We start from the raw sequence: 7,434 nt of genomic DNA, 5'->3' as shown, positions 1-7,434 counted from the left end.
GGTGGGTGTGGTCGCTCCGATGTCGGGCGTGTTCGCGGCCTACGGAAAGCAGATCGAAGCGGGCATCAATGTGTTCCTGCGCGAGAACGGCGATTCGATCTCCGGCCGAAAGCTGCAAATTATCTACAAGGACAATGCGGGGCCCAATGCAGAAGCCGCAAAACGGCTTGCTCAGGAGCTGGTGATTCGCGACAAGGTTGACATCCTTGCGGGCTTCGCATTTACCCCCGATGCGCTGGCAGCCGCCCCTGTCGCAACAGAGGCCAGGAAGCCGCTCTTCCTTCCGCTTGCTGGGACTTCCATTGTCACTACCAAGTCTCCCTACATCGTGCGAACCTCCTACACGAACGCGCAGGTGGCACTGCCTATGGGGCAGTGGGCGGCGAAGAACAAATATAAGAAGGTCTTCTCGCTCGTATCGGACTACGGACCCGGCTTGGATGCAGAAACCTGGTTCAAGAAGGGTTTCAACGCTGAATTGGCGGGTTCCGTACGCGTGCCTGTCAGCAACCGCGAGTTCGCCCCTTACCTTCAACGCATCAAGGATGCCAAGCCAGAGGCGGTGTTCATCTTCCTTCCGGCCGGCGAGCCTATGGTGTCTTTCATGAAGGGATTCGCCGAACGCGAAATGGCGAAGGCTGGCATCAAGATTTTGGCGCTCGAGGGCTGGGCGGACGACGATACGCTCGCGGCAGTGGGTGATCCTGCCATCGGCGCCATCAACACCGGTTTCTACTCGACTGACCACCAGAGCGCCGTCAATCGGCAGTTCATTTCGAACTTCGTCAATGTCACCGGCGGGAAATTTCTCCCCAACTTTCTCTCCGTCGCGTCCTACGACACGATGAAGGTGATCGCCCACGCCATACAAAAGCAAGGCGGCAAGGTTGACCCAGATGCCACTATCGAAGCGGCGAAGGGCTACACCTATGAAAGCCCTCGCGGAACGATCCTCATCGATCCTGAGACGCGCGACGTGGTCCATGACATCTACGTGCGCCGCGTCGAAAAGGTAAATGGCAAGCTCGTAAACCGTGAGTTTGATGTATTCAAGATGGTGAAGGATCCGGGGAAGTAACGCGGCAACTCGCCAGCCCGCCACCTCGCGCTTCCGAGAGCATCGGCGGCGGCGTCGCCAGCTTGTAAACGCGATGCGAAATTTCAAAGCGGCTTGCCGATGAGGCCTCGGTCGGGATCGACCAGACCGCGGCAGCCCAACCCCAAAACTTATCAGGAGAACAGACATGAACGGAAATCGTGGCGTTGCCTACATCAAGCAAGGCGTGGTCGAGGTGCAGTCCATTCCTTTTCCGAAACTCGAAGACCCCCGTGGCAAGCGTATTGACCACGGTGTCATCCTCAAAGTTGTATCTACGAACATCTGCGGGTCGGATCAACATATGGTCCGCGGCCGCACGACGGCGCCTGCCGGGCTGATCCTCGGACATGAGATCACTGGGGAAGTGATCGAGCTCGGACGCGATGTCGAGACGCTCAAAAAAGGGGATCTTGTTTCTGTCCCGTTCAATGTGGCCTGTGGTCGCTGCCGCACATGTAAAGAGCAGCATACCGGCGTCTGTCTGACAGTAAATCCCTCGCGTGCGGGGGGGGCTTACGGATATGTCGACATGGGCGGGTGGGTAGGCGGCCAGGCGGAGTACGTGATGGTTCCGTATGCCGACTTCAATCTTCTGAAGTTTCCGGACCGGGAGCAGGCGCTGGAAAAAATCGCGGATCTGACTTGCTTGTCCGATATTCTTCCTACGGGTTTTCATGGCGCGGTCACCGCCGGCGTGGGCCCTGGAAGTACTGTCTATGTCGCCGGTGCGGGGCCAGTTGGATTGGCGGCGGCGGCGTCCGCTCAACTGTTGGGCGCCGCAGCCGTCATCGTTGGCGACGTGAATCCAGCGCGTCTGGCGCATGCGCGCAGCGTGGGATTTCTGACAGCTGACCTGTCTAAGGATGCCAGTCTCGCTGAGCAGGTCGAGCAACTGTTGGGTACGACGGAGGTCGATTGTGCGATCGACGCGGTGGGCTTCGAGGCGCGAGGCCACGGACATGACGGTGCGCAGCATGAGGCGCCGGCTACCGTTCTCAACTCCCTCATGGAAATCACACGCGCAGCTGGAAAGATCGGAATTCCTGGCCTTTACGTGACCGAGGACCCGGGGGCCGTGGATCAGGCGGCGAAGCGTGGCGCACTCAGCATCCGCTTGGGGTTGGGCTGGGCGAAGTCTCACAGTTTCTTCACGGGCCAGACCCCCGTCATGAAGTACAACCGCGCGCTCATGCAAGCGATCCTGTGGGACCGCATCAAGATTGCCCACATTGTTGGGGTGCAGGTGATCTCACTGGATGATGCACCAAAGGGCTATGCCGAATTCGACGCCGGCGCGCCAAAGAAGTTTGTCATCGACCCTCATGGTCTGCTCAAGAAGGCGGCCTGACCATGCTGTACATCAACCCGCGAGAGCGGATGCGGCGGTTGCCGGGGATCGCACCGAACACCGTGCGTTCCCCATCGCTCGTGCAGAACTGGGGACGGACGGGATGCTGAATTTTTTGGGCGTACTTTTTGATGGCGCGGCATACGGAATGCTGCTGTTCCTGCTGGCGATAGGGCTGTCGGTCACKATGGGGCTCATGGGCTTTGTCAACCTGGCCCATCCCGCCTTCGCAATGATTGGAGGTTACGTGTTCGTGTCGCTGACAGGCGCACTCTCATTCCCTTTCCCAATCGCCGTTCTGGGCGCAGCCGTCGCGGCCGGAGGCGTTGGGCTGGTATTGGAGCAACTGCTTTACCGTCGCCTCTATGGAGCCAAACCACTCGCGCAGGTACTCATGACCGTTGGCCTTGTGTTCGTCGCCATGGCCGTAGCGACTTATATGTTTAGTGCCAACCAGCAGACTATCGTCATACCGGACGTTCTGCACGGGCAACTCAGCGTCGGCCCTCTTGAGCTATCGCGTTATCGGCTGCTACTCATCCTGATTGGGGGCCTGTTGGCAATGGCCGTTCACTTTTGCCTGGAACGTACCCGCCTGGGAGCACAGATTCGCGCGGCGGTCGACAACCAGCGCGTCGCAGCCAGCATGGGTGTGCCGGTGCAATCGCTGTTCCGGCTCGTCTTCACAATTGGCTGTGCATTGGCCGGTATTGGTGGGGCCATGGGAGTGGATTTGCTCGGCCTGGATCCGAGTTTTCCCATCAAATACCTGGTGTATTGCCTGCTCGTCGTCGTAGTCGGAGGGCCCGGATCGGTACTGGGAACTCTTTATGCTTCGCTTCTGGTCGGCATCGCCGACATTGCCGGGAAATACTACGTTCCCGAGGCGGGCGCATTTGTTGTTTACACGCTGATGGTCGTGCTGCTGGTAAGTTTTCCAGCCGGTCTCAAAGGAAGGGCCGCATGAGCCACCTCAACACACTGGGGGCTCTCCCTCAAAGCCCTGCCGCGGCGCCACGCCGCCGTGCGATGGTGAAAGCCGTATCTCTGCTTGTGCTGGCATCGATTGCAGTTTCTGCGCCATGGTGGCTCCGCGATTACTTGTTGCTTCTGACGCACATCCTGATCGTGGGGATTTTGGCGTTGTCGCTTGATCTGATCCTCGGCGTTGCAGGGTTGGTGTCGCTCGGTCACGCAGCGTTCTTTGGACTGGGGGCATACACCGCCGGCTTGTTCGCGAAACACCTCGTGCAGGATCCTCTGGTGGGCTTGTTGGCCGCCGGCGCCATATCCGGATTCGCCGGCCTGCTGTGTTCGCCTCTCGTGGTGCGTGGCTCCGATCTCTCCCGTCTTATGGTGACGCTCGGGCTGAGCATGCTCTTGCTGGAAGCTGCGAATCGTGCCGCTGGCCTCACCGGAGGCGCTGACGGCCTGCAAGGTATTGTCATGGGGAAGATGCTCGGTGTGTGGCGCTTCGACCTTTATGGCGTGGTGGGCTACCTTTACGTGCTRGTTGTTGCCTCCCTCATCTTTATGCTCAACCGGGTGCTGCTACGCAGCGAATGGGGGATGTCGCTTCGCGCCTTGCACGACCAGCCGCGCCGCGCGGAAGCTATTGGCATCCACGTCACTGGCCGGCTTATCAGCGTCTACACCGTGGGCGCCGCGATTGCAGGAGTGGCAGGTGCTCTGCTTTCGCAGACCACGCAATTCGTCGGCCTCGAGATACTGGGCTATGGAAAGTCAGCAGAGATACTCGTCATTCTCATCGTCGGTGGCGTTGGTCTTGGGTGGGGTGGCTTTCTGGGGGCCGCAGTCTACCTCCTGCTGCACGAAAAATTATCCGCAGCTGCCCCGGAGTACTGGAATTTCTGGCTCGGCCTCTTCCTGATTTTTTTGGTGCTTTTTTTGCCTGAAGGATTGGGTGGTGGCCTTAAGAACCTGCAGCGCAGGTTCTCACGATTTCGCGGGCGCAAGGAACAAGCACAATGAACTACGCTCTAGAAACGCGCGGCTTGTGCAAGAGCTTCGGTGGCCTTCAGGTAACCCAGTCGGTTGATCTCCGCCTAGCACAAGGTGCGCGCCATGCCCTGATCGGCCCCAACGGCGCGGGCAAGACCACACTCATCAATCTGTTGACCGGAACTCTTCAGGCCTCTTCTGGCACGGTCTGGCTCAATGGCAAAGACATCACGTCGGTTTCTCCGCATCGTCGAGTGCGGCACGGACTGTCGCGCACATTTCAAATCAGTCAGCTCTTTCCGCAGTTGACTGTCCTGCAGGCCGTCACGCTGGCGGCATGCCAGGCCGAAGACAGCAGTTGGCTGACCCGCGCCGTAGTGCCGTTGGCCAACCGCCGGCGTGCTGCTGAAAGCGCGTTTTTCACCCTTCAGGAACTGGGCCTGACACAGGCTGCGGAGACACCCATCGGGGAACTGCCTTATGGTCGCCAGCGGCTGGTGGAGATTGCACTGGCGCTCGCGGCAGGGCCGAAGGTGCTGCTGCTCGACGAACCGGCGGCCGGTATTCCCGAGGGGGAGAGCGATGAAATGATTGCGACCCTGTCGGCCCTTCCAAAGCACGTGACGGTCCTTCTTATTGAACACGATATGGACCTCGTGTTTCGTTTTGCGACCAGGATCAGTGTGTTGGTGGGCGGTGCGATGTTAATGGAAGGGACTCCCTCGCAAGTGGCGCAGGATCCGCGAGTTCGGGAAGTCTATCTGGGACGAAAGGCTGTGGCATGAGCTCACCACCGATCATTGAAATAGAGAATTTGCGCGCCGGATATGGCCATGCCGTTGTGCTCGACGGCATCTCCCTGTCGCTCGAAGCAGGACAGTCACTGGCCTTGCTGGGTCGAAACGGAGTTGGCAAGACAACGCTTATTGCCTCTTTGCTCGGGCATACACGCTGCTTTGGGGGACTGATCCGGTTCGATGGGAAAGTGCTAGACCATCGCGTACTGCATGCGTGTGCCGGGCTTGGAATCGGGTGGGTACCCCAGGAACGGGCCATCTTCCGCTCGTTGACCGTGAGAGAGAACCTGACAGCGACGGCGCGCCCGGGCGCATGGACCCTGGCGCGCGTCTACGACCTGTTTCCACGCTTGCAGGAGCGCGAGCGCAACCTTGGCAACCAGCTGTCCGGGGGTGAGCAGCAGATGCTGGCCATCGGGAGGGCGCTCATGCTCAATCCACGCCTTCTGCTGCTCGATGAGCCTTTCGAAGGGCTGGCACCTGTCATCGTCGAAGAACTGTCCCGTGTCATACAGAGGCTTCGCGAAGAAGACCGGATGACCTTAATCCTGGTCGAGCAGCACGTCGACGACGCGTTGGAGCTTTGTGATGAAGCCATCGTGCTTGACCGCGGGAGAGTGCGACACCATGGCACAGCCAAGGAATTGTTGCAGGACAGAAAGCTTCTCGAGTCGCTCGTTTCGTTAAGAGCGGTTGCAGCAGAAGCGGAAGAAGCAGCATGAAGGAGCCTCGCCAGGCACCGACAACGATCAACGAAGCCGCCAACCACACCGAAGCCAGGCCCACTTCGCGGGCGCGAGCGGGCAATGGAGCCACTTTAGGACAGAGATAGCAATGCGCAATATCGATGAAAACACCATCACGCAAGCAGTAATCGAATCGTTTGGAAACTGCAAGGATGAAAGACTGCGCACAATCCTCACAGGGCTTGTGCAACACCTCCACGCGTTCGCGCGCGACGTGCATCTCACGGAGGCCGAATGGTTCTCCGCGATCCAGTTTCTCACCGATGCCGGGCACATCACCGACGAGAAACGGCAGGAGTTCATCCTTTTATCCGACACCCTTGGGCTCTCCATGCTCGTAATGGCGCAGAACAATGCGCGTCCAGCGGGATGCACCGAATCAACGGTATTCGGCCCTTTTTACGTCGAAGGCGCGCCGCTGGTGGACAACGGCGCTGACATCGCAAACGGAGCCATAGGAGAACCGTGCTTCGTCCGCGGTACCGTTCGTGGCCTGGATGGTGTTCCCGTGGCGCAGGCGCAAATCGATGTGTGGCAATCGGATGCAGACGGGTTCTACGACGTGCAATACACCGGGCATCACGAGCACCGTGCACGTGCACGGCTTCGCTGCAGGCCGGACGGAAGCTTCGACTTCCGATCAGTATTAGCCGTTCCTTACCCCATCCCGCACGACGGTCCCGTCGGAAAGATGCTGGCTCACGTGGGGCGACATCCGTGGCGCCCAGCCCACCTGCATTTCATGGTCGAGGCCGCCGGATACGACCGCTTGATCACGCATGTGTTTCGCAGTGAGGATCCGTATCTGGATTCGGACGCCGTATTTGGCGTTCGGTCTTCATTGATCAGCGATTGGGTGAAGCACGCGCCAGGGCCGGCGCCGGACGGCTCGGTTTCCACCGTCCCGTTCTACACGCTGGAATATGACTTCGTTTTGCACCGAACCGCGGCAACCGCGGAGCAAGGCGCGAACAAGGGACTGCAGCCATGATCCGGCATATCGTCATGTGGAAGCTGCGCGGCGACACAGCCGATGAGCAGCGGATCGCCCGTGAGCGTGTCAAGACTGCCTTTGAAGGCCTGCGCGGCAGGATCCCAGGAATGAGTCGAATAGAAATAGGGTTCGATGAGAGTGCCGTCGACTATGCCTGCGATGTAGTCTTGCTTTCAGAGTTCGATTCGCGGGACGCGCTTGTAGCCTATGGAATTCACCCCGAGCACCTGCGCGTGCGTGATGCTCTTGGCGACCTGCGCACTGCACGCCACCAGGTGGATTACGTGGTGGAGCATCCCTGATGGACGATTWCATCTATACCGGAAGGCCAGCGCGGGTCATTTTCGGCGCCGGGGCTCTCCGTCATCTCGAACGCGAAGTTGCACTTCTTGGTGCAAAACGCGCCATCGTTCTTTGCACCCCGGAACAGCGCTACCAAGCCGAGGCCGTGGCTCATCGACTTGGAGCTACGGCGGCAGGCATTTTTG

General features: G+C 59.4%; 8 protein-coding genes and 1 pseudogene. All 9 read left to right on the top strand.

Annotated elements, in window-relative coordinates; translation table 11 throughout:
* On the top strand, positions 1 to 1,078 hold a 1,078-nt coding region (locus AC1D0P_RS18570; protein WP_477678101.1), incomplete at its 5' end, for an ABC transporter substrate-binding protein.
* 166 nt (positions 1,079 to 1,244) lie between these two features.
* A complete protein-coding gene (gene fdhA / locus AC1D0P_RS18565; RefSeq protein ID WP_477678100.1) occupies positions 1,245 to 2,447 on the top strand; it encodes a formaldehyde dehydrogenase, glutathione-independent in 1,203 nt (400 codons plus the stop codon).
* A gap of 103 nt (positions 2,448 to 2,550) precedes the next feature.
* Entirely contained in the window at positions 2,551 to 3,414 is an 864-nt protein-coding gene (locus tag AC1D0P_RS18560; RefSeq protein WP_477678099.1) for a branched-chain amino acid ABC transporter permease, read from the top strand.
* Positions 3,411 to 4,439, top strand: a complete 1,029-nt coding sequence (locus tag AC1D0P_RS18555) for a branched-chain amino acid ABC transporter permease (protein ID WP_477678098.1) — start codon at positions 3,411 to 3,413, stop codon at positions 4,437 to 4,439. The genes AC1D0P_RS18560 and AC1D0P_RS18555 overlap by 4 nt, the downstream gene beginning before the upstream one ends.
* Positions 4,436 to 5,194, top strand: coding sequence for an ABC transporter ATP-binding protein (locus tag AC1D0P_RS18550; RefSeq protein WP_477678097.1), 759 nt, complete (start codon positions 4,436 to 4,438; stop codon positions 5,192 to 5,194). Before AC1D0P_RS18555 ends, AC1D0P_RS18550 begins: the two co-directional genes overlap by 4 nt.
* A complete protein-coding gene (locus AC1D0P_RS18545; protein ID WP_477678096.1) occupies positions 5,191 to 5,928 on the top strand; it encodes an ABC transporter ATP-binding protein in 738 nt (245 codons plus the stop codon). The genes AC1D0P_RS18550 and AC1D0P_RS18545 overlap by 4 nt, the downstream gene beginning before the upstream one ends.
* Positions 5,929 to 6,040: 112 nt before the next feature.
* A complete protein-coding gene (locus tag AC1D0P_RS18540; RefSeq protein ID WP_477678095.1) occupies positions 6,041 to 6,943 on the top strand; it encodes an intradiol ring-cleavage dioxygenase in 903 nt (300 codons plus the stop codon).
* A complete protein-coding gene (locus AC1D0P_RS18535) occupies positions 6,940 to 7,248 on the top strand; it encodes a Dabb family protein (protein WP_477678094.1) in 309 nt (102 codons plus the stop codon). Before AC1D0P_RS18540 ends, AC1D0P_RS18535 begins: the two co-directional genes overlap by 4 nt.
* Positions 7,248 to 7,434, top strand: a pseudogene (locus AC1D0P_RS18530) (maleylacetate reductase); the annotation flags it as partial. The gene AC1D0P_RS18535 and the pseudogene AC1D0P_RS18530, both read left to right, overlap by 1 nt.

This window comes from Polaromonas sp. P1_G2, from assembly GCF_056405515.1.
The sequence above is the reverse complement of the archived record's forward strand: the minus strand, read 5'-3'. Positions and strand labels throughout refer to the sequence as shown.

Bases quoted from the DNA above. Each gene is read 5' to 3' on its own strand.
- AC1D0P_RS18540 (WP_477678095.1), top strand. From the start codon at position 6,041: ATGCGCAATATCGATGAAAACACCATCACGCAAGCAGTAATCGAATCG.
- AC1D0P_RS18550 (WP_477678097.1), top strand. From the start codon at position 4,436: ATGAACTACGCTCTAGAAACGCGCGGCTTGTGCAAGAGCTTCGGTGGC.
- AC1D0P_RS18535 (WP_477678094.1), top strand. From the start codon at position 6,940: ATGATCCGGCATATCGTCATGTGGAAGCTGCGCGGCGACACAGCCGAT.
- fdhA (WP_477678100.1), top strand. From the start codon at position 1,245: ATGAACGGAAATCGTGGCGTTGCCTACATCAAGCAAGGCGTGGTCGAG.
- AC1D0P_RS18545 (WP_477678096.1), top strand. From the start codon at position 5,191: ATGAGCTCACCACCGATCATTGAAATAGAGAATTTGCGCGCCGGATAT.